This is a genomic window from Mycoplasmopsis opalescens ATCC 27921 (genome assembly GCF_000712185.1).
GTDB classification, from domain to species: domain Bacteria; phylum Bacillota_I; class Bacilli_A; order Mycoplasmatales; family Metamycoplasmataceae; genus Mycoplasmopsis; species Mycoplasmopsis opalescens.
Window position 1 is genome coordinate 182,825 of sequence record NZ_KL544019.1, and the last position, 24,401, is coordinate 207,225.

General features: G+C 31.0%; 18 protein-coding genes and 2 tRNA genes. 5 read left to right on the plus strand and 15 right to left on the minus strand.

Translation table 4 applies throughout. The annotated features are described in order from the left end of the window. Positions 1-135 precede the first annotated feature (135 nt). The 5 genes from T385_RS0102615 to T385_RS0102635 are packed head-to-tail and all read left to right on the plus strand — an operon-like array spanning position 136 to position 6,287. A complete protein-coding gene (locus tag T385_RS0102615) occupies positions 136-1,476 on the plus strand; it encodes a glycine--tRNA ligase (protein ID WP_084276674.1) in 1,341 nt (446 codons plus the stop codon). A gap of 18 nt (positions 1,477-1,494) precedes the next feature. Continuing rightward, on the plus strand, positions 1,495-3,447 hold the full coding sequence (dnaG, locus tag T385_RS03590; protein ID WP_051677975.1) for a DNA primase: 1,953 nt from the start codon (positions 1,495-1,497) through the stop codon (positions 3,445-3,447). Continuing rightward, positions 3,437-4,996, plus strand: a complete 1,560-nt coding sequence (locus T385_RS0102625; RefSeq protein ID WP_029906285.1) for an RNA polymerase sigma factor — start codon at positions 3,437-3,439, stop codon at positions 4,994-4,996. Before dnaG ends, T385_RS0102625 begins: the two co-directional genes overlap by 11 nt. Beyond that, positions 4,996-5,787 carry a Nif3-like dinuclear metal center hexameric protein gene (locus T385_RS0102630; protein ID WP_029906287.1) on the plus strand — a complete coding sequence of 264 codons (792 nt, stop codon included), beginning with the start codon at positions 4,996-4,998 and terminating at the stop codon, positions 5,785-5,787. The genes T385_RS0102625 and T385_RS0102630 overlap by 1 nt, the downstream gene beginning before the upstream one ends. Before the next feature lie 8 nt (positions 5,788-5,795). Then, positions 5,796-6,287 (plus strand): dUTP diphosphatase, encoded by a 492-nt coding sequence (locus T385_RS0102635; RefSeq protein ID WP_029906289.1) that lies wholly within the window; start codon positions 5,796-5,798, stop codon positions 6,285-6,287. 105 nt (positions 6,288-6,392) lie between these two features. Here T385_RS0102635 and rpoC read toward each other — a convergent pair whose 3' ends face one another. The 15 genes from rpoC to secG all read right to left on the minus strand — a co-directional run bounded on the left by rpoC (position 6,393) and on the right by secG (position 24,310). Continuing rightward, positions 6,393-10,844, minus strand: a complete 4,452-nt coding sequence (gene rpoC, locus T385_RS0102640) for a DNA-directed RNA polymerase subunit beta' (RefSeq protein ID WP_029906291.1) — start codon at positions 10,842-10,844, stop codon at positions 6,393-6,395. After that, the gene (gene rpoB / locus T385_RS0102645) at positions 10,837-14,475 is read right to left on the minus strand and encodes a DNA-directed RNA polymerase subunit beta (RefSeq protein WP_029906293.1); all 3,639 of its coding nucleotides are present in this window, start codon (positions 14,473-14,475) and stop codon (positions 10,837-10,839) included. The genes rpoC and rpoB overlap by 8 nt, the downstream gene beginning before the upstream one ends. A gap of 199 nt (positions 14,476-14,674) precedes the next feature. Continuing rightward, positions 14,675-15,469, minus strand: coding sequence for an MAG0920 family protein (locus T385_RS0102650; protein WP_029906295.1), 795 nt, complete (start codon positions 15,467-15,469; stop codon positions 14,675-14,677). Between the two features lie 113 nt (positions 15,470-15,582). Further along, the gene (gene rplL / locus T385_RS0102655; RefSeq protein ID WP_029906298.1) at positions 15,583-15,957 is read right to left on the minus strand and encodes a 50S ribosomal protein L7/L12; all 375 of its coding nucleotides are present in this window, start codon (positions 15,955-15,957) and stop codon (positions 15,583-15,585) included. Between the two features lie 29 nt (positions 15,958-15,986). Then, entirely contained in the window at positions 15,987-16,493 is a 507-nt protein-coding gene (rplJ, locus tag T385_RS0102660; RefSeq protein WP_029906299.1) for a 50S ribosomal protein L10, read from the minus strand. Between the two features lie 284 nt (positions 16,494-16,777). Next, positions 16,778-17,740 carry a Holliday junction branch migration DNA helicase RuvB gene (ruvB, locus tag T385_RS0102665; protein ID WP_029906300.1) on the minus strand — a complete coding sequence of 321 codons (963 nt, stop codon included), beginning with the start codon at positions 17,738-17,740 and terminating at the stop codon, positions 16,778-16,780. After that, positions 17,712-18,320: a Holliday junction branch migration protein RuvA gene (gene ruvA / locus T385_RS0102670; RefSeq protein ID WP_029906301.1), complete on the minus strand. Its 609-nt coding sequence runs from the start codon at positions 18,318-18,320 to the stop codon at positions 17,712-17,714. The genes ruvB and ruvA overlap by 29 nt, the downstream gene beginning before the upstream one ends. Positions 18,321-18,456: 136 nt before the next feature. Beyond that, positions 18,457-18,540: transfer RNA gene (locus tag T385_RS0102675), tRNA-Leu, on the minus strand. Positions 18,541-18,595: 55 nt separating this feature from the next. Then, positions 18,596-18,671 (minus strand) — tRNA-Thr (locus T385_RS0102680). Between the two features lie 63 nt (positions 18,672-18,734). Next, a complete protein-coding gene (locus T385_RS0102685) occupies positions 18,735-19,193 on the minus strand; it encodes a Sua5/YciO/YrdC/YwlC family protein (protein WP_029906302.1) in 459 nt (152 codons plus the stop codon). Between the two features lie 57 nt (positions 19,194-19,250). After that, positions 19,251-19,553: a putative quinol monooxygenase gene (locus T385_RS0102690; RefSeq protein ID WP_029906303.1), complete on the minus strand. Its 303-nt coding sequence runs from the start codon at positions 19,551-19,553 to the stop codon at positions 19,251-19,253. Positions 19,554-19,566: 13 nt separating this feature from the next. Beyond that, positions 19,567-21,105: a methionine--tRNA ligase gene (gene metG, locus T385_RS0102695; protein WP_029906304.1), complete on the minus strand. Its 1,539-nt coding sequence runs from the start codon at positions 21,103-21,105 to the stop codon at positions 19,567-19,569. A gap of 9 nt (positions 21,106-21,114) precedes the next feature. Then, positions 21,115-21,900, minus strand: a complete 786-nt coding sequence (locus T385_RS0102700; protein WP_029906305.1) for a tRNA1(Val) (adenine(37)-N6)-methyltransferase — start codon at positions 21,898-21,900, stop codon at positions 21,115-21,117. Continuing rightward, positions 21,884-24,067, minus strand: coding sequence for a ribonuclease R (rnr, locus tag T385_RS0102705; protein WP_029906306.1), 2,184 nt, complete (start codon positions 24,065-24,067; stop codon positions 21,884-21,886). Before rnr ends, T385_RS0102700 begins: the two co-directional genes overlap by 17 nt. A 6-nt stretch (positions 24,068-24,073) precedes the next feature. Continuing rightward, entirely contained in the window at positions 24,074-24,310 is a 237-nt protein-coding gene (gene secG / locus T385_RS0102710) for a preprotein translocase subunit SecG (RefSeq protein WP_029906307.1), read from the minus strand. Positions 24,311-24,401: the final 91 nt, after the last annotated feature.

The following is a 24,401-nucleotide window of genomic DNA, read 5'->3' on the forward strand; positions in this document are numbered from 1 at the left end:
TAACTAAAAATAAATTGACAAAAAAGCTTATACTTTTTACTAAAAGAACCGTATATAAGCTTATTTGTCGGTTTTTATCATTATATTTATGAATTAATAAGAGGGTAAAATATGCTAGAAAATAATAAAAAAAGTATGCAAGTTATTGTTAACCACTTAAAAGCTCAAGGATTTGTTTTTCAAGGTAGCGAGATATATGGAGGTTTAGCTAATACTTGGGATTATGGTCCTTTAGGATGTTTATTAAAAGATAATATTGTTAAACAATGAAAAAACTTTTTCATTTTCAGCGAAAAAAATAACTATCTTTTAGATAGCAAAATCTTAATGCACCCTAATGTTTGAGTGACATCAGGTCATGTTGTTAATTTTAATGATCCATTAATTGAAAATAAAGTTAACAAAAAAAGATATCGTGCTGACAAACTAATGAACGAAGTGGATCCCAACATTATTCCAGAACAATACACATTCGAACAAATGTATGAATATTTATGTGCACACTTAAAAGAATATGATGGAGCCAAAACTGATTGATCACCAATAAGAAAATTTAACCTAATGTTTGAAACACAACAAGGAGTTATTGAAGATCAAAAAAGCAAAATTTACCTTAGACCTGAAACTACACAAGGAATTATGCTTAATTTTAAAAACATTCAACGTACAATGCGCTCTAAATTACCGATGGGTATTGGCCAAATTGGTAAAAGCTTTAGAAATGAAGTAACACCAGGCAACTTTATTTTTAGAACTCGTGAATTTGAACAAATGGAGCTTGAAGTATTTTGTTCACCTGAAGAAGCTGATAAAACTTACCAAGAATATTTGCTTAAAGCTCAAAACTTTGTTGAATTTTTAGGGATGAAAAAAGCTAACTATCGTTTACGTGTTCACGATGAAACTGAATTATCTCATTATTCATCAGGCACTAGCGACATTGAATATCTCTTCCCATTTGGTTGAGGTGAATTATTAGGTGTAGCTAATAGAACTAACTTTGACTTAAAATCACATATGGAAGCAACCGGTGAAAATCTTGAATATCAAGATCCAATCACGAATCAAAAATATATTCCTTATGTTATAGAACCGTCAATGGGTCTTGATCGTCTTATGTTAGCGCTAATAGTAGACGCTTATGATGAAGAAATTATTGGCGAAAATGACACAAGAATTGTTATGCATTTTGACAAAAAAATTGCGCCATACCAAGTTGCTGTTCTACCGTTAGTTAAAAAGCAAAGTGAACTAGCTAATAAAATTTACCAAAACCTTATTCGTACAGGCATTTCAGCAACATATGATGAAGCTGGATCAATTGGTAAAAGATATCGTCGCCAAGATGCGATTGGAACATTAAAATGCATTACAATTGATTACGATACAGAAAATGATAATAACATCACAATTCGCGACCGTGATACTATGGAGCAAATTCGCGTAAAAATAGAAGATTTGCATAAATATTTATAAATTCAAATAAGGGGTTTTATGAGCAATAATGATAATTATCAAGAAATATTATCTAAACTCGATATCGTCGATATCATAAGTGCTTTCATAAGTTTGACCAAAAAAGGTCAATCTTATGTTGCTCTTTGTCCATTTCATAATGACTCTAACCCCTCAATGTCTGTTGATCCACGAAAACAAATATTTAAGTGCTTTGTTTGTGGGGTTGGCGGTAATGCAATTTCATTTATCACAAAATATAAAAAAATAACATTTTATGAAGCCTTAGAATATCTATATGAAAACAATAAAATAGATATAGACTTAGCGAGTTTAAAGAGCCATTCTAATATTAAAACTTACAGTGAAGAAGAATTAAATCTATTAAAAATTTTAGAAAAGGCCAATAGCTTATTTCATGTAACGTTAATGCAAAATGCTAATAAAATTAGCTTGCTTAATGATTTCATTAAAACTAGAAAATTAAATTCTAAACTTATAAATAGATTCGATATTGGATATGCCTCTGAGCCAGAATTTAAACATATTTTTAATGATGAATTAACCAATTCGCCTCATTTAATTGTTAATTCTTCTCTAGTTTCTAAAAACAATTTATCACTTATCTATCGAGACAGAGTAACTTTTGCTATTCGAGATGAAAAAAATAATATAGTTGGATTTAGCTCAAGAACATTAAACCCTGAAACAAAACCTAAATATATTAATAGTCCCGAGAGCTCAATCTTTCATAAAAGCTCTCTACTATATAATATATATGAAGCAACCCAAAAACATATAGACAAATTAATAATAGTTGAAGGATTTTTTGATGTTATAGCTTTATATAAAGCCGGATATGAAAATGTTGTTGCTTTAATGGGAACAGCCTTAACTGATAAACATCTCCATTTATTAAAGGATTATGAAATTATTTTATTTTTAGACGGTGATGAAGCAGGTATAAATGCCACTTTAAAATCATCATTAACATTATTAAAAGCTAATAAAAAAGTAAAAATTGTTCATAATGCAAGCACTCATGACCCTGATGAAATTTTAAATATATCTGGCAAGAGTCGCATTGATGAGTTAATTAATAATGCATCTCCAGCTATAGATTTTATTTATAAACACTTAATCAGAGCTAATAAAATTGACTTAAACAATAGTGAAATAGCTAATTTTAGTAAATTCAATGATGAAATAAATCCATTCCTTAATGCAATAAGTGAATCAGAAAAGAACTTTATCATAGATACTTTCTACCAAAAATATCAATACAAACTTACTGTAAAAAGTGCTGCCAAATACGAGAAAAAAAATCAAAGTCATTATATTGGCGAACATGAATTGTCTCAAAACTATGATTTTAATCCAAATGTAGGCTATGAAAACAATATAATTAATACAACAAATATTGACTTTTATGTGCCATACACAGTAAAAAAAGACAAAAAAACTTCAATAAGCAAAGGCAACAAAAATTTACACTTATTAAGAATGTACTACTTATTATTGAAGCATCCGAATCTAATAGATATTTTTAAAAATAAAAATCAAGAAAACCAAAAAAATATAGATATAGAATTATTTGATGCAGCATATTATAGAGACGAAGCTTTAAAAATTGAATTAGATCTACTTTATAAATTTATTGATAATTTTACGAGCAAATTAATGAATAAAAATTTAAATGCAAATGATTTATTAGAACTAGAAAACAATTTTAATTTAATTGAAGGTTCGGAAAAAATTAAAAAAGAAATTGAAAATAATATCTTCGACTTTTCTCAGGCAGATGCAGAGTTCCAAAATGCCTATGAAATAGCACTTTTAGATTATGTTGATAGATTCAAAAAACAAAATTATAATAACAATACACGTACAAGAATTCAAAAAAATAACGATGTATATCACAAAATAAGTGAAAGATATAGACATATGTTTCGATTAGAAAATTCTAATAAAGGAGAAAAAGATGGCAACTAAAATTGAAAAGCAGGCAATAGATACAAATAAGCTAGTTGAATTAGTCAAAGACTATGCCAAAAAAAATAACGTTGAAACCGTGAGCCAAAACGAGATTTTTCAACTTATCGAAAAAAATAATTTAACCGCGTCTGACGATGATATGGACGACTTAATGGATATCTTATATCAAAGTAACTTAATTAAGGATGAAACATCAGAAGAAGATTTAGCAGATGTTGATTTAGATGAATTAGCAGATGAAACAGGAATTGATCTTGATGAAGAAGATCTTGAAGATATGGACGGAATCGATTTTGATTCCTTTAACGAAGATTCGGAAACTGACGAAGATGATTTTTCAGCTAAAAGAGAAAAATCATCAAAAAAATCTAACTCAATATATGATGAAGAATATGATGATGGGGATTATTTAGACAGCGATTATGACGAAGAAAATCGTGACTACTTCATCGATGATGACTATTCAGACGAAAGTTCATATGCTGAAGATGACGAAGATGAAAACATTGAAGCTGAAAAAGAAGCCGAAGAAAAACAAAAGAAAGCTAAAGGTAAAAAAGAGAAAAAAAGTCTTGATGACCTAGAATTAGATGATTTTGAAGGCGAAGAAATCGATTTAGCTAATGAAGCTTCTCAAAACATTACTGTCAAAGAGCTCCGTAATAAACTAACTGAAACAAATGATATTGTTAAATGGTATATGCGCTGAATCGGTAAATATGGACAGTTGCTTACTATTGATGAGGAAAGAGAATTGGCTCGTAAAATGGAACGTGGAGGTTTCATTGGTAAGCGTGCAAGAGATAAACTAATTAAAAGAAACTTACGTTTAGTTATTAATAATGCTAAAAAATATAAAAACCGCGGTTTAAGCTTTATTGACCTTATTTCAGAAGGAAACTCAGGTATAGTGAAAGCTGTACAAAAATATAATGTTTCTAAAGGTTTTAAATTTTCTACCTATGCAACATGATGAATTAGACAAGCCATAACTAGAGCAGTAGCTGATCAAGCGCGTACAATCCGCGTCCCTGTCCATATGGTGGAAACTATCAATAAAATTTCAAAAATCGAGCGGGAATTACAACAAGAAAACGGCGTAGATCCTACTGATGAAGAAATTGCCAAGAGATATGGTAATGGCTATACTGCAGAAAAAGTTAGATATATTAGGAAAATCAATATCGAACCAATCTCATTGGATAAAAGAGTCGGAAAAGAAAATGATTCATCTTTTAGTGATTTCGTGAAGGATGAATCAGTAATCAATCCTACAAATTTTGCATCACAAGGTGAATTGGTTGAAGTATTAAACAAATTGCTTGAAGAAACCCTTAATACTGACGATTATAATTTAATTTGCAAACGTTTTGGAGTTGGAAAAGATGCTAACGGTAAACGTTTTAGAGTTCACTCACTTGATGAATTGGCCGCTGAACGTGGTGTTTCTAAAGAAAGAATTAGACAGATCGAAAACAAAATCTTAAGAACTCTTAAAAATGGTTCACGTAGAGGAAAAATACTTAAAGATTTCTTGCGTTCATAATGCAAATTTACCGTTTAACCAATTATTTATTATCTTTATTTCCTCTTTCGAAGGCCGAAAATTGGGATCCCTCAGGTTTTAGCTATAAACATAATTTAAGAAATCAGCTTAAAAAAAATATAACTATGTCTATAGATTTGACACCTGAAGTTATTCAAGAAGCAATTAAAAACGATTCAAATTTAATTATTACTCACCATCCTTTTAAGTTTTATAGCACATGAGAAAAAGAATTTGAGTTAGCACCATACAAAGTTAAAATTCTAAATCAATTAAGATTGCATAAAATTAATGTTTTATGTTTACATACAAATTATGACTCATATAAGGAAGGAACAAGCTACCAAATTATTAAAAAACTTGGGTTTGAAAAAGATTATTCAAGAAACTATTATCTAGAATCACATTATCCTGCAGTTTTTAATTTCGACCAAAAAGCTAGCTCTATAGTCGAATTAGTAAAAAACAAGCTAGGATATTATGCATTAAGAACTAACTTAAATGAAACTGAAATGAATCAAAAAATTAAAAAAGTTGCAGTCTTATCAGGTAGTGGTTTCATAGGTGACATCTTAAAATTTTCTAAGCTTGGAATTGATTTATTCTTAACTAGCGATATACCTTGAATGAGCTGATTAATTTATAAGGAACAAAATATTAAAATTATTGAGTTGCCACATTTAGACGAAGAAGTTTTTGCCCCTCATTTAAGTAGCATTATTAAAAATAAATTCCCAGATCTCGCAATCGAAATTGTTAAAATTAGCGAACCTTATCGAAATATAAAATAGGAGAAAAAATGAATTTAGCAAGAGTTTTTAAAATGCAAAAAGAGCTTGATGACGCCATAATTAGTCGAAATGATTTAGAAAGCTTCACTAAAGAACAATACCAAAGAATGTGGGCATTAGCATTATTAGTAGAAACTGGCGAATTTGCTAATGAAGTCCAAAGTTTTAAATATTGGAAAGCTCATAAAAATGTCGATAAGCAAAAAGCTTTAGAAGAATTTGCTGATGTTTTGCATTTTTTAGGTTCGTATGCATATAAATATGATGTTAATCCAGAAATTGAACCATTAATTTTAACCAATGATGTTAACTTACAAATTATAAAGTTGTATGCGACAATCTCATCTTCTGTTGATAGTATTAACAAATATAATTTAGCCCAAATGTTAGCTTTATTGTTGGGTGCTGCAAAATTAATTGGTTATACAGAAGAAGAAATAATGGCTAGCTATGAAATTAAAAATGCTAAAAACTTCGAAAGAGTTCGAAATAAATATTAAGACGTAACCGTCTTTTTTTTATTGCTTTTTGATGCCAAAATAACTATAGCACAGCAAAATTAGTAAAAAAAACATCTCACTTAATAAGATGTTTTTTAGTATTTATTATGATCAATCATCATCAGATTCATAATCATCATTTGCTTGAATTTCTTCGCTGTCTTTAATATCGTCAAAAAGATCTTCTACATCTTTAAAGATGTCTTCACTTTCGTATTCAGCTTCAATATTTGTATTAAATTCTTCATTCGCAGCTTGAAGAGGATCAGCAAAAACACCATGAATATTTGCATCTGGATCATATTTATTTGGGAAATATGATTTAGGATCACGAATATCGTATTTACCTTTTAGTTCATAGTTGCAGTTTGTACCTGCAGGAATTTTGTGACCTAAAATAATGTTTTCTTTTAAGCCTTCAAGATAATCAGTTCTTGATGCAATCGAAGCATTAACTAAGATCTTAGGTGTTTCTTGATATGATGCGGCAGCTAAAAAGCTTTCACTTAATAAAGGAATTTGTTTAGCACCTTTAATTTTTACTTCACCAAAAGGAGGTTTTTTACCCGCTTTGATTAATCTTGCAGCTTCATATTGATAAGTTCTAATATCGACTAAGTTTCCTGAGAAGAAGTGACTATCTCCTGGATCAGTAATCATAATCATAGTTAACATTTGGCGAATAATAATTTCGATATATTTATCGCTAATTGTAATACCTTGTAAACGATAAAGTCTTTGAACTTCTTTAAGAATGTAGTTTTGAACAGCCCTTGAATCGGCAACTTTTAATAATTCACCAAGTACGATTGGACCTTCAACAAGTTTTTGACCAGGAACTACATAATCGCCTTCTTTAACTCTTAATCTTCTGTTTGCACGAGTTTCAAATGATTTTACTTCAGCCTCATTTTTATTATTTTTGAATTCTAAATCAATGATTTTAATGTTATTATTGCCATCTTTACCATTTCTAATAGCAGTAATAATTCCATATTCATGAGCAATAATAGCTGGTTTACCTCAAGGTGAGTCATACGCGTCGATTAATTCCATTAAACGACCAAAACCACCAGTAATATCTTCAACCCCAGCAACACCACCGGTGTGGAATGTACGCATAGTAAGCTGAGTACCAGGTTCACCAATTGATTGCGCTGCGATAACACCAACAGCTTCACCAATATTAACTAATCTGTTAAGTGCTAAATCTTTACCATAGCAATGCTTGCAGACACCATTACGTGTGTAGCAACTTAATACAGAACGAATTTCAACTTCTTTAATGTCATGTTCAACTGTAATAGCGCGCGCTATTTCAGGAGTAATAAGTGTATTAGCACGAACAACTAACTTACCTTTAGCATTGTAAATATCCTTATTAGTAAAGCGACCTTCAATTCTTTCAGCTAAGCTTTCAATAATTGTATCTGTTTTTGTATCTTTGATATCACTAACAATAAATCCAAAGTCAGTTCCACAATCTTCTTCACGGACAACGATACCTTGAGCAACATCGACTAAACGACGAGTTAAATAACCAGATTTAGCAGTGTTAAGCGCGGTATCAGTAAGCCCTTTACGGGCACCGTGGGTTGATGAGTAGAATTCATAAGCTGTAAGTCCGTCAAGGAATGATGATTTAACTGGAATTTCAACTGTTGAACGAACAACACGCTCGTTTTCGGCATCGGCCTTCAATGTTTTGGTGTTGTTGTTCATCAATCCACGCATACCTGCTAACTGTACGAAGTTAGAAGTATTACCACGAGCTCCAGAAGTAAACATCATAAATAATGGGTTGGTTGGATACTCTTTAGTAACTTGTTTTAGTTCTTTTTCGATACTATCTTTAATTTCAGCTCACTTAGCAATAGTTAAGGCATATCGTTCATCATCAGTTAACATACCTTCGTCGAAGAAACCTTTTAGTTGCTCAATATATTTATCACCTTCAGCAATTTTATCCTTAGTTGTTGGTAAGGTTAAAACGTCTGAAACTGCTATAGTAGTACCAGAAAAGGTCGAATAGTGGTATCCTAATTCTTTAACATTATCAAGCACACTGGCCACTACGTTTGTGTATCTAAATCATACTTTTTCAAGTAATCTTGTGTAGTGGTTAACGTTTCAGAAAATGTCCTGGTTAGGCGAATAAGCTTTAATTTCAGAATTAATTAATCTTTTTTCTTCGCGGATAAATGTTTCAAGAATTTCAGCATGACTAGCAGCAATAGCTTGATTATTATAATCTTTTAACACTGCGCAGTATTCGAATAATTCTTCTTCATTAATTTCACCTACTCTATCAATGATATCTGCTAAATCTTCAATATTAACAACTGCAACATAGCGGTCATAAACTGAACGCATTAATTTTGCGATATCTTTTTTACCTAATGGTAAGTTAAGAGGCATTGATTGAATTTTTTCTCTTAGGTTTGTGCCATAAGGTGCAAGATAATAAGGTAGGTTTTCATATTGTGAAGAAAGGTGAATTTCTTCTTTACCGTCTTCGTTTACAAATTTACCAAAAATAAATTCGAAGCTTTCAGGGAATGCTCGGTTGAAAATAAATTTACCAACTGAGCTTACAATATATTTCATGTCTGATGAATATGACATTCAACGTTTGTTTACAGCACTTATAGGTAAAGCTACACGAGCATGTAAATGAACATGTTTATTTTCATAAGCTAACATCATATCGTCAAATGAAGCATAAACATTGCCTTCACCTTTGACGCTTTTTTCTTCCATTGTTAAGTAGTATAGACCTAAAATAATGTCTTGGCCAGGGTTAATAATAGGTTCACCATCTTTAGGACCTAAAATGTTTTTTGAACCAAGCATTAATTCTCTGGCTTCACGAACTGCTTGATCTGAAATTGGCACGTGTACAGCAATTTGGTCACCATCGAAGTCGGCGTTGAATGGGGTGCAGGCTAATGGGTGCAACTTAATTGCTTTACCACGAATTAAAACAGGTTCATATGCTTGAATCGATAAACGGTGAAGTGTAGGGGCACGGTTAAGTAAAACTGGTCTACCTTCAATTGCTTTTTCAACATAAGGTCAAATAATTGGATCTAAGTTTTCAACAACTTTTTTACCAGCTTTAATACTATTAATGTGGTTATTGCCTTTAATTAATTCTTTAATAATTCATGGTTCGAATAATTTAGCAGCCATTTCGCGTGGAATACCACATTGGTGCATTTTTAATTCAGGACCAACAACAATAACAGAACGACCTGAATAGTCGACACGTTTACCTAAAAGGTTTTGACGGAAACGTCCTTTTTTACCTGTTAAAGCGTCTGAAATACTTTTTAGTTGACGCAAATCCTTAGATGTAACTGGGTTTGGTTTTTTTCTTGCGTTGTCAATTAAACTGTCGACCGCTTCTTGAATCATCCGATATTCGTTTTGTTTAATAAGCATCGGTGCATCGGTTTCATATCATTTTTTAAGACGATTATTTCTAATAATGATACGACGATATAATTCGTTGACGTCGCTAGTTGAATGGCGTCCACCATCAAGCTGAACTAAAGGTCTTAAATCTGCCGGAATAACTGGTAGATCATAAATAAGCATGCTTAAAGGGTCTTGGCCGGATTTAATAAATGATTTAACAACAGCTAAACGTTTGTAAAGCTTAGATCTTTCTTGTACTTTAGCGGCTGAACTATTAAAACCAGCAGCATCAATAGTTGCAGTAATATTTTTAATTTGTTGTTCTAATTTTTCAACTTCAGCATATAAATCAAGGTTTTTTAGTAAGTATTCAATAGCTTGTGAACCAGTTGAAATTTTAGCATCTGAATATTCATGAAAAATTTCATTATATTCGTAAAAGTCTATACCATAGTCTTTTCCGACTTTTGAACGAGCAAAAGTTTCGAGTTCTTGGATAGCTTCAGTAATAACTTCATAAGCTTCTTGTTGTTCTTCATCAGCACGGTCTTTGAATCTTTCTCTTAATTCATGAAGACCATTATAGTAGACAACAGCCGCATCTGAAATGTCTAAAATTGTATTTTTTTGGAAGCTTTTAAGTCCGCCATCTTCCAAAATAATATGACTTTTGTAGTAGATTAATTTTTCTAAATCTGATTTAGAAACTGCTTTATTACTTCCTTGAACTCTTAAGCCTAATAATTTAGAAATAATAGAGTGGTCAATTTTAAAGAATCAAAAGTGAACAACAGGGTTTTCTAAATGAATATGTCCCATTCTGCTTCTACGTGTGATTTTTGGAAGAATTTTTGGTTCATATTTTTCACACATTGGAGTACGGGCACAGGTGATGTTTTCATCACTTTTCTTGTATTTAGTTCCGCAAATTGGACAACGATAATCAGTCATTGGTCCAAAAATTAATTCATCAAAAAGCCCGTCTCGTTCAGGTTTATAACTTTTATAGTTAATGGTTTCTGGTTTAGTAACTTCCCCAAAAGATCAACTTCTCACATCTTCTTTGGTAGCTAATGAGAGTGTTATTTTACCTATACCATTTGTAATATTTTTAAATTTACGATTTAGATTACTCATTAGTTCCCCCTGCAATATCGAAGAATTGATCTTCATAATAATTTCTGTTCGATTCATCATCTTCTGATGCTTCGTTTTGGTGTAATTCGAGTTTCATGCCTAAACCTTTAAGTTCATAGCTTAAAACATTAAATGATTCTGGAGTTCCTGCTGTAGGTAATTCTCTTCCGGTTGCTAAAGCAGCATAAAGTTTGTTTCTACCATCGATATCGTCTGACTTGTATGTCAAGATTTCTTGTAAAACATTTGTAGCACCATAACTTTCGATAGCTCAAGTTTCCATTTCACCAAATCTTTGACCACCGTTTTGAGATTTACCACCTAGTGGTTGCTGTGTAATCAATGAGTATGGCCCAACACTACGCGCATGCATCTTGTCATCAACCATATGGTTAAGTTTAAGCATATACATAACACCAACTGTAACAGGATTGTCAAAGTGGCGACCAGTAATTGGATCAATAAGCATTTGTTTGCCGCTTAAAGGTAAGTTAGCTTCATCCATTGCTTCATAAATATGGTTCTTTTTAACCCCATCAAATGTTGGAGTAACAAAGTGGCAACCTAAAGTACGAGCAGCCATACCCAAGTGAACCTCGAAAACTTGACCAATATTCATACGTGAAGGAACACCTTGAGGGTTTAGCATAACATCTACAGGTGTACCATCTTCTAAGTGTGGCATATCTTCTTCAGGTAAAACGATCGAAACAACACCCTTGTTTCCGTGGCGACCTGACATCTTGTCACCAACTTTAATTTTACGTTTTACAGCGATTGAAACTTTAACGATTTTATCGATACCATCTTCAAGTTGGTCACCAAAAGCACGGCTTAAAACTTCTACACCGATAACTGTACCATTATGACCGTTTTTAACTTTTAAAGAAGTATCACGCATATTTCCTTGGCGTTGTTGTAAAACAGCTGAAAGGAGTTTTTCTTCTTGAGTTGGATTATCATCACCTTTAGGTGAAAGACGACCAACTAAAATATCTCCAGCTACAACTTCTGAACCAATACGTACGATGCCATTTTCATCTAAATTTCTTAATGAATATTTTGATACACTAGGAATATCTGAACTAAGCTCATCATCACCAGCTTTTGAAGTTCTAAATTGGATTGTTTGCTCTTCAATGTGAATCGAGGTAAACACATCATCTTTAACTAGACGTTCATTTAGGATAATAGCATCCTCATAGTTGTATCCTTTATAAGTTGTAAAGGCAACTAAAACGTTTTTACCTAAAGCTAATTCACCATTTTTAAAGCTTGAACCATCAACTAAAATATCGCCTTTACTAATTTCTTGGCCTTCTTTAACTAATGGTCTTTGATGTACAACTGTGTCTTGGTTTGATCTTTCATAATTGCGTAAATGGTATGTGTCTAAATTACCTTTTTGATTACGTACCTTAATTTTTTTACCGTCAACATATTCAACAACACCGTCATTTTTAGCTGTTAAATTAGCTGAAGAATAGCGTGCAATAGCTGATTCAAGACCTGTTGCAACATATGGAGCTTGAGTTTCGATAAGTGGTACAGCTTGACGTTGCATGTTTGATCCCATAAGTGCACGGTTCGCATCATCATTTTCTAAGAATGGAATGCAACCAGCAGCAACTGAAACCATTTGGTTTGAAGCAACTTCAATAAAATCAATTTCCGCTGGAGTACCTACAACATAGTTATAGTTATATCTAATTGTTAATCTTTCATCAACAATCTTATTATTTTCGTCAATATGAGCAATTGATTGGGCAATTCTATAACCAATTTCATCTGCTGCAGTTAAATAAACAACTTCTGAATAGTCAACTATGCCATTTTCAACACGATAATATGGAGTTTGTAAAAATCCGTGATCATTAACTTTGGCGTAAGTTGCATAGTTAAGAATAAGACCGATGTTAGGTCCTTCAGGTGTTTCAATAGGGCAAATACGTCCATAGTGGGTTGCATGGACATCCCGAACTTCGAATTGTGCAGTTTCACGGTTAAGTCCACCAGGTCCAAGCGATGTAATTCTTCTCTTGTTAGCAATTTCAGCAAGCGGATTAATTTGATCCATGAATTGTGATAATTTTGAAGTATTGAAGAATGTTTTTAATTGATTAGTTATAAGCTTATTGTTTGTGACGTTTTTTGGAGTAACTTTATCAGAGTTTTTAGCAGACATACGTTCACGAGTAGTTTTTTCTAATCTTCCTAAACCTAAAGTTAGCTGGTTTTGAACTAATTCACCAACAGAAACAATACGTTTATTAGTCATTGCATCTGGGTCATCATCCTGACCAACACCATCTAAAAGGTTGAAGTAGTAGTTAATAGCAGCGATAATGTCTGAAATAATTAAGTGAGTTTCATTAGCTTTTGGATCTGTACCAATAACTAAAACAGGCTGAGCTTGACGATCCATTCATTTTCTGTTTGGTCAAATTTTTAAAGTGATAATTTTATCTCTTTTAGCTAATGATTTTTCTTTAGTATCAGCGTCTTTAATTAAGCGTCCATAAACTATTTTTGTATCAATTCCAGGAATTTTTTCTGATGGAATTGTGCCGTTGTCAAAGTTTTTTTGAATTAAAACAGCTAATTTGTGGTTAATTTGTGTGCCAGGTTCTAAAGTTTCTTTTTCACCATTCTTATTTATGATAGTAAGTTCTTGAGCCAAAATTGTTTCAGAAATACGATCAACTAAATTAAGTTTTCTATTTAACATGTAACGACCTGTTTGGCCTAGCATATATCTACGTTTGTTGAATAAAAGACTTGAAATTAAGTTAGCTACTGCTTCATCAGTTAATCTATCTCCACGGCGAATAGTTCTGAAAACCTCTTCTTGACAAGCACGTAAAATTTCTTCACGGTCGCTTAATGTAGCGAATTGTTTATTTTTCTTAATTGTTTCTTGTAAAATTACTGAATTGCCAAATAAAGTAGTAATTTCATTGATTGTAAGACCAAAAGCTCCTAAAAAAGTTAACAAGCTTAAATTCTTGTTTTTGTCAATTTTAATTTTGACGCTATCAGGCATTTTAGCTGTAGTTTTATGTGAAATTTCTAATCAAGAACCAATTCTTGGAATAATTTCAAGCTTGTTGAAAAGATCATCAGATTGTTTATTACGAACTGAAAGACCAAAGTATGCACCAGGTGAACGGATTAACTGGCTGGCAATAACTTTTTCACTACCGTTAATAATGAAACTTCCACCACTAGTCATAAGTGGAATTTCGCCTAAAAGCACTTCGTCTTCTTTAACTTCACCTTCGTTTGCAGTTATAGCACGAAAGCGAGCAAATAATTTAGCCGCATAGTTTGTACCTTTAACTTTAGCTTTTGAAACATTGTCATATTCTTTAGATGGTGAATAATCCAAACGCACCGAGTTTGGCATATACTCCAAAATAACTTGCTTGTTAGATGACGAAATTGGATAGTGCTCTCTTAAAACTTCTTCAATCCCAAATTTCTTAAATCAAGCGAAAGATTCCTTACTAATTGCTAGTAAATCTGGAATTTCAAAAGTATGATGAGTTACTGAATAATCACGTCTAAGTGTGTTGACTCCAAAACTACGAAGCTTGTAGTTTTTATTTTTTTCTGTTGCTGCTGAACTCATGTTTTCCCCCAATTTAATTTAAATAAAAAATTATATTAATCTTATTTAATATAAAACTATTAAATTTTATCATAAGAATTCTAAATAAAAAATATTTTAGTTGCTGTAATTGTTTATTTACATTAGAAAAAAATAATAAAAATTTTGTTACCAAAATAACAGTACTATAGTCTTTTTGGGAACAATAAAGTTTTTTTATTTATTTTTGGTTCATTCTTTTTAATTCGAACAAAAAATTAATATAAGCCTGATCGAAATCTTCTTGTTTAAATTTATAACCATTAATCACTATATTTTCAACATCATTTAAATATCAAAAATATACCTCTAGCCTTAATTCATTTAAATTATTTTTTTCTTTTTCTATAGTTTTAAGAAGTCCTTTATTTGTAAAAGATCTATTTAAATAACCGCCTTTTTTACTTGCTAAAGCAATTGAATATTTAGCTTCATATAAATCAGTAAAACTTAAAAAGTCTTCAGGCTTATATTCCCTGTCGTTGTGTGTTAATTCATATTTATAGTCTATAGTTTCAGAGGCATTTTCTAATCTTAATATATTATTTCTTTTTGACCATTTTGATATATTTGCAGCATAAAAAATCATTAATAAAATTTGAGTAAATCAATAAGATGCAAAAATATAACCGAATCACATTCCGATTCTAAAAAGAGTCTTCCGAGCATCAATCTTTTCTAAAAAAGATATTTTTCTAGCCAAGGCACCATCAATTTTATAATAAGCCACAGTGATTATAATCGCAGGCACCAAAGCAAAAACAATCATAATAATAAAGAAGTTTAAAAGCGTGATAATCTTATTTTTCATTAATGTGAATACATCATTATTGACGACTATTTGATGCTGTTCATGATATTTATTTACCATTGTGGCCTTATATTGAATTTGTTGGTACATTGGTCTTAGTTGTGAAAATAAAATTAATCCTAAACCGACTAAAGCTGAAGACATAATTATAATAACTAGAAACATATTAACCTCTTTTTTGTTTCCAAAAACACTGTGCTACAGTATTTTTGGAAACATTTATTTTTATCTAATTAAATTTTAACAAAAAAAACACCTTATGGTGTTTATTATGCCAATTATTTTAATTCAACGCTTGCGCCAGCTTCAGTTAATTTAGCTTTGAGATCTTCTGCTTCAGCTGATGAAACGTTTTCTTTAACAACAGCAGGAAGAGTTGAAACTAATTTGTTAGCGTCCATTAATGGAAGACCTAAAACTTCTTTAACTACTTTAACGATTGGTAATTTTTTACCATTGTCTGATGTAATAACAACTGTGAAGCTTGATTTTTCTTCAGCAGCAGCTGGACCAGCAGCTGGACCAGCTGCAACAGCAACAGCCATTGGATCAACGCCGAATTCTTCTTTCATTGCTTCTACAAGTTCCATAACTTCTTTAATTGACATTTCTTTTAATGATTCAATAAAGCTTGCTTTATCTAATTTAGCCATGATTAATTTCCTTTCGAGATTATAATTAATTATTCACTTAATTGCTCACTGTAAAGTTTAAGAGCAATAGAAAGTTGTTGAACTGGTGCGATAAGTGCACGACCCAAAATAGCAAGTGCTTCTTCATAGTTTGGTAATGACGCTACTTCAAGTACACCGTTCGCATCAAGCACACGATTTTCAAAAATTCCGGCCTTAATAACTAATAATTTGTTGTTATCAGCGAATTTTTTAGCTAATTTAGCTGAGGCTAATCCATCAGTTGTACTGTAAAGATAAATGTTAGGACCAACTAATTTTTCTGCTAAGTCACTAATATTAGCTTCTTTTAATGCATATTTGAAAATACGATTTTTAAGAACTTTAACTGAAACACCAGCGTGTTCAGCTTCACGACGAAGCTTGTTAAGTTCAGCCACAGTTAAACCACGATATTCAGCAACAACTAAGCCTTGTGCATTTTCAAGCATATTAGCAAGCTCAAGAGCTTGTTGTTTTTTAGCCAATTTGAATGATGATTCTTTAGCTTTGTGCATATGTACTCCTTTCTCTTATTGAAACGAAAAACATTCCGTTTCGGAATGCAATACACAAAAAAATGAGCGGATATACACTCGGTAACAAATTAAGCAAATGCAGTTACTGTCTTAATGTATTGCGTATGTATTATAAATGAATATTTATTTTTTCTATAATTAAATAATTTTATTTTTGAATTGTTTTAAGATTTAATTTTTATCTTTTAAATTTTACCAATTCATCTACAGTACACGTATTTAAGTGAAATATAAATATTTTTAATAAAAAAAGTATAGCTAAATTAGCTATACAAAAAACATTTATTTTTCGATAAATATTCAACACCTGCTGTAGTTATTTTTCTTCCTCTACTATTCTTGGTAATTAGTTTTAAATGCAGTAATAATGGCTCTATTTCATACAAAATATTTTCTCTATCTATATTTAAAACTCCGGCAATGCTATCTAAACTGGCAAATTTTTCAATAAAAGTATCATTTAATATTTTTAGATATTCTAAATGGTCTCTATTCAGACCTAAATCATATAATTCCAAATGCAAAAACGTCTGTTTTACAGTATTTTTAGTAACAATCTCCTCTTTTTTTTCTATAGCAAAATCGCAAACTCTTTTTAGCAAATGATTAGCAACACGAGGTGTTGCTTTTGAGTAGCGTGCAATCAGATTTGTAACTCCTGCTTCAACATTTATGTTTAATTTTTCTTCAGAATTTTCTAGAATTTTAACAATATCATACTCTTCATAATTGTTTACTCTAGCATGAAAACCAAAGCGATCTTTAAGTGGTTGAGATAATAAATTAAATTTAGTAGTAGCGCCAATTAATGTAAAGGGTTTGAGTTGCATTCTCATTACTCTTGAATTACCTTCAGGGCCAATGATTATATCTATTTTGTACTCCTCTAATGCAGAGTAAAGCAACTCTTCAACACTTTTATTAATTGAGTGAATTTCGTCAATAAAGACAATATCACCCTCACTTATGTTTGAAAAAACAGATAAAATATCACTTTTTTTGTCTAATAATACACCTTGTAAATAGTGAATTTTACTGCCTAATTCATTAGCTATAATTGTTGCTAGAGAGGTTTTTCCAAGCCCTGGTTGTCCATAAAAAAGTATATGATCTAAAGTTTCACTTCTGTGTCTTGCTCCTAAAATCATTGTTTTTAGGGTTGTAATAAGTCGCTCTTGACCGACAAATTCGGAAAAATTATTGGGTCGTAACTGTTGTAGGTTCATTTGGTTGAGACATCAATTTAATCGCTTGCTCTATCATAAGGTCAATATCATCATTAGGTTCGATATTATCTAATGCATTTTCAATCGACATTTTTTTAAAACCTAAAACTTTTAAAGTTTCTCTAACTTGATTAAGTTTATAGCTTTTTCCTTTAGACAAATCTGTTTTGCTTATTTTATCACTGATCATTTTTGCTCATTTATCTTGTAATTCGACAATCACAGTGCGTGCTAATTTTGGATTAAAATATGGAATTTCTATTAATCCCTCTGTGTTTCCTGTTGCAATGTTCTGTGCTGTTTTCATCCAGCCTGAATTAACTAAATTAAAAGCAACCCTTGGTCCAATACCATTAATGCTAATAAGATCTATGAATAATAATCGTTCTTTAAAATCTAAAAATGCATATGTAGCTCGATAATAATCATTTTTAATTTCATATAAATATAATCTTAATTTTTCTTTTAAATTAACCCTATCTGGATCTGGCAAAATTAATGAATATCCAACATTTTGCGCTTCAAAAATAATATTAGAATTGTTTTTATAGGTGATTTCACCAACTCTATACAGTATCATTATATCCTTTCAGGCACCTATTAATATGCCTAAAAAAATTTTAATTAAAACAAAATGCCAAAAATTCTATATTTTTCCTAATTTTTCCGTTTAAAAGTTAATAAAAGAAATAAAAAAAATCACCTTTGAGGTGAAATGGTGCGCAAGGAGGGACTTGAACCCTCACGCCGTGAAGCACTAGAGCCTAAATCTAGCGTGTCTGCCATTTCACCACTTGCGCTTGTGAAAAGGTACATAAGGAATTGCACCTTATTTTATCCAACTTGGATACCATATGGTGCCGGCTATAGGACTCAAACCTACGACCTACTGATTACAAGTCAGTTGCTCTACCAACTGAGCTAAGCCGGCGTATGGTTATTATATTACAAAAAATAAATTACAAAATAAAAATATGATTCTTAAACCATATTTTTATCTCAATCAACTTTTTGTATTAGAGTCATAAATATAACTAGCCTTTTTAGAGGGATTATCACAAAAATCATAAATATGTTTAATAGTAGGAAAGTCTTTTTGGGCTGTTGCTAGATCTTGTGTTGGTTCACCAGAAATATTAGCGCTGGTTACATACATTGGTCCATTTTTTAGTAAAAAATCACATAATTTTACGCAGTTTGGCATTCTAAAACCCTGATCTTTAATTATTATTGAAAACGAACCTGGTCACAATATATTGCATAGTGCAATTATTCCTTCATCAAAATAAGAAGTAAAATATTTTTTAGCTTGTTCTATGGAGCCGACTAATATAATAATTTTTTTGTGCTTTGGTCTGTTTTTTAAAGCATAGATTAAATCTAAAGTAGTGTTATTTATTGGCCCACCAATACCTGCTACGGTATCTGTTGAGCATAAAAATAAATTATCCATTTTTATTGTTTTGTTTCCAAAAGCACTATACTACAGTGCTTTTAATAATTTGCAAAATTAATTATTTGGTTTTAATCTACTTTTATTTGTATATGTTTTAAAAACCTTTGGATCAGAAATAATGTATTGTTTTACTTGCTCATAAAAATCTTTATATTCATTTTTATTTGTAAATTGAACATAAGCTTTTTCAGTTGTTCATCTCTCAATGATAGTAAAAATATGTCCCTTAAGATAAGTATCTATAGATAAATTTAACGGTTCTCTTTCACTCTTATAGACTCACTCTAGCACAAATTTTTCAAAATTATTAACCATTTCTTTATGTACATTAAATTCTTTTATAACTAAATAAACCATATCACCCCCCTTATTATTTAATACGCGCTAGAAACATGAACTTTTGCGCTATTTCTTTATTATCAAATTTAGAAAAATTGTCAATATCTTCAAAATTAAACTCTTTGATACCTAAAGCTTGCGCAACATCATTGATTTTTCTTGGTAAAGTAATTTTTAATGCACAGCTTACTGCATAAATTCCATTTAATAAGATGCTTAAAACTTGTTGTAGTCTTTCTAAATTATCAGTTAATTTTCATGGTGTAGTTTCATCAATATATTTATTTAAATGAGATGATAATTCAAAAACTAGTTTAAAACCTTTATCTAATTTAAATTGATCCATTTCTTTGAAAAAATCATCTTTAAAAGAATTAATTTTAGCAATAATATCCAAATCGATTTTTTCACCATTATTACTGTAGTGTAGCCCTTTTGGGAACGAATTGCTAATCATTTTAACAGTTCTAGAAACTAAATTACCATAGTTGTTAACCAGCTCAGTATTAGTAAATTCAATAAGTTTTTCTTCACTGAAATTACCATCTTCGCCTAATGAAGTTTGTGCGGCAAAAAATGTTTTAATTAGCTCATCACCGTATTTATCAAGTAGATATTGCGGATCAATTGCATTTCCTAATGATTTAGACATTTTACGTCCGTCTTTATCTCTGATTAATCCATGGCTTAATATTTTATTGGGTAATTTTAAGTCAAGAGCATGTAAAAACATTGGTCAATAAATAAAGTGAAATCTTGAAATTTCTTTACCTAGAAGGTGAACGATTTCATCGCCATTAGCGAAAAATTTTTGATAATCTTGTGATGGATTATTAAAATCAAAACCAATATTAGTTACATAATTAAACAATGCATCAAGTCAAACATACATAGTGTGTTCTGGTTCTTCTTTTGATGGAATGCCTCATTTAACGGTATTTCTGGTAACGCAAAGGTCTTCTAAACCGTCGCTGAAAAAGTTATTTTTCATTTCATTTACAACTTTTTCAGGTCAGAACATATCTTTATTACTTGCTTGTAAGTCTAATCATCAAGAAGCAAGCTTACTGGTTTTAAAAAAATAAGCTTCTTCTTTAGTTAATGTTAACTTATGACCTGAAACAGGGTGAAAATATTCACCATTTTCTTCTTTTGCCTGTGCTTTAGTTAAATATTCTTCATCATTTGTAGAATACAAACCTTCATAAAAACCTTTATAAATTCAGCCTCTTCTTAAAAACTCACTAAAGATTTCTTGAACCATTTTTACATGGTGCTTATTAGTTGTTCTCGAAAAATAATCATAATCGATATTTCATTTTGTCCAAGTTTCCTTGTAAATTTTCACAAATTTATCAACATATTCTTGTTCGCTGATGCCTTCTTCTGCCGCTTTATTAGCTATTTTCTGGCCATGCTCATCGCTGCCAGTTAAAAATAAGGTGTCATATCCTCGTGATTTTTTGTAATTTCTAATTACCCAGGCCATAATTGTAGAATAAATATGTCCAATATGAAGAGGACCTGAAACATAATAAATTGGTGTTGTAATGTAAAATGTTTTTTTCATTTTTCACCTCTATTTCACTTTTTTAGGCTTATATAGTTCTTTAATTTGTGGCAGATAATCATGATTTTTTAAATCATTAGGATCATGCAAAAATAGTGTTGGCATCATGTGTAAACCTCAGCCGGTTTGGTAGCGACTTTCAATTAAAACTAATTTAGGCTTATCATGAATTCTTGGAGTAATAAATTGCACTCTTTTTGGTTCAAATTTATACTTCCTTAATAATTCAAAACAGTCAACCATTCTTTCTACAGGTAAAACAAAGTTTAAATAACCTTTTTGTTCAATAATCGTTGCACAACCTTTAATAATTTGTTTTAAATTTAACTTATATTCATGGGTCGCAATGAGCATTTCTTTAGAAATCTTTTGACTAATTTTGCTTTTTTCAACCGGATAAAAAGGAGGGTTGCATACAATAGAATGATATCTGGGCTGATTTTCTTTATTTCAGCGCTTATAAAATTTATTGAAGTCCTCGTGAAAAACTGTAATTTGGTCTTGCTTATTATTATCTAAAACATTTTGTTTTGCAAGATTAGCTGCTCTTTTTTGAATTTCAATAGCATCAATATGCAAATTTTTGTGTCTGTCAGCTATAAAAATCGATAATGCGCCATTATTTGTTCCAATTTCAAGCATATTTTTTATTCTGCGATTTAAAAATACAAAGTTACCAAGCATAATCGTATCTACAGAATAATTAAACATTGTTTTATCTTGCGTAATAAAAAGATTGGAATCAAAGCCTAAACTATTTCTAACTAAAAGCCCCTTTTTAGTGTTGTTTATCATACTTTCCTTTAGGCCTGTTGCTCATTTTTCTTTTAAGATTTTGATAGTATTGATCGTAATTTTTAGTTAAAACTGCATCAACTTTTCCATTAATTGGATCAGTTTGAGTGATTACTACTGAAACTTTTTCGCCTAGTCTATAGCGGTTTTTGTTTAATTCGCCCCTTAATTCAGTTAAGTTATCATTTGGAACATATTTATCATCAGTTAAGGTTGAAATGTGAACTAAGGCATCAGTTTTATTTTCAAATTCAACAAACATACCAAAGGCTGTAATAGATAATATTTGTGCATTGAAACTTTGCCCAATTTTATCACGATAATATTCAGCAAACATTAAATCGTTTGTATCTCTTTCAAGTTGCATAGCCCTTTGCTCACACTCTGAGTTATCAGCACCATAAATCGGTAATTGTTTAGCAAAGTAATCGATTTTTGTTCGGTCATTATAGAAAATAATATCTCTAATTATCCTATGAATAATTAAATCTGGATATCTTCTAATTGGCGAAGTAAAATGGCAATAATCAACACTAGCTAATCCGAAGTGGCCAATATTATCCGGAGAGTAAACCGCCTTAGACATTGTTCTTAATAATAATGCTTTTAAAAAGCTATCAAATCTTTGCTCTTTAATTGCATAAACAACTTTGCTAAAAGATTTTGGATCTACATTATCGCTTGATAAATCAGGAATTTTAATTCCTAGTGTTTTCAACACATCCTTGAAGTATGTTATTTTTTCATCGTTTGGTTTCTCGTGAATTCTATAAAGAACGGGTAGTTTTTGTCTGGTTAAAAATGTCGCAACTGCTTCATTAGCTCTCACCATAAAATCTTCAATCATATTTTCTGAAGGACCAGGTTTTTTGGTTATAACATCTATAACACGGCCATTTTCGTCAAGTATGGCTTTAGGTTCCTCGATTTCAAAATCAAGATATCCTTCATCATTTTTTACTTTTCTAATAATTACTGAAAGCTCAAAAGCGGCATTTAACATTTTGTTTAATTCTTTATCATCGAAACGTTTGCCTGCGCTTAAAAATTCATTTACTCTATTGTATGTTAAGCGATATTTTGAAGTAATTATTCCAGGCTTAATTTCGGTTTTAATAGTTTGACCAAAACGATTTATTGTCATTATAGCCGCAATCACAAATCTGTCTTCATTTGGGTTTAGCGAACAAATACCATTAGAAAGTTTTTCAGGAAGCATAGGAATAACGGTATTAGCTAAGTAAGTGCTAGTTCCACGTTTATAAGCTTCATTATCAATGGCCGAATTTTCTTTAACATAGTAAGAAACATCTGCGATAAAAACCCCTAATTCATAGGTGTTTTGATCAATTCTTTTTACGCTAATAGCATCATCAAAATCTTTAGTGTCGTCGCCATCAATTGTAACAATTAGCTCATGACGATAATCGATTCTATTTCTCATTCCGACTTCATCAATTGTATCGGGAATTTTATTAGCCTCATTTATCACATTATTTTCAAAACCTTCAGGTGCATTAGCTGTTACTAACATTACTTTCAAATAACAAAGCGGATCTGTGATCTGAGTAATTTTTTTGATGATATTAATTTTTAAAAAGTGTTCATTATATTCAACTATTTCGGCTTGCACTAAATCGTCGATGCGTGCATCAACTAAAAATTGGTCAATTTTGAAACTAAAACCCTTGTATTTCTTGTGAATTGGTCTAAAACTAAGCGCACTATTTTTTAATTCTAATACACCAAAAACCTTGCTCATACTTCGTTCAATAATTTTGGTAATGATGCTAAATTTTTTATCTTCTTTAGGATCTGTATAATCGAAAACATCGGCTTCAACTACATCACCGTCAAGAGCACCGTTGAAATTAATTCCAGGTACAAAAAACTTTTCTTTTTCTTCACCTTCTTCGCTCAAAATAAAGCCAAAGCGCCCTTCGTTGCCATAATTCAGTTTACCTTTAACTGTGCCTATTTTACGAATGGCTGTATAACTTTTATCATTATTATTTTGAATAATTTTTCCGTCTAGCTGTAAGCTGCCTAAAATTTTAGTTAATTCACGATTTAAAGCAATTGGAATTCTTACTCCGCGAGCAATTTGGATGAAAGTTGAACGTGGATTTTTAATTATAAATTCTAATAATTTCTCCTGATTTATCATAGATTGTTACATTAAAATCCTAATGATTAATGCGCCTATCATAAGTAAAATACCGATAGTAAACATAAATCATTTTAAGAATTTTTTAAAGCCCCTTTCTTTCGAATACTTAAATAATTCTAAGTCACCAGAACCTACTAAAGCCCCAGAAAAAGCGTTTGAATCTGGCGACATTAAAAGAGAAGCGATAATCACGCAAAGAGCAATAACAACCATAATTATTGTGATAACTAATACAGCCATGGTGCCTCCTAAATACTTTAGTAATTATATATTAAATTAAGATTTAAATAGCATAATACTTTTGTTCCCAAAAATACAGTAGCACAGTGTT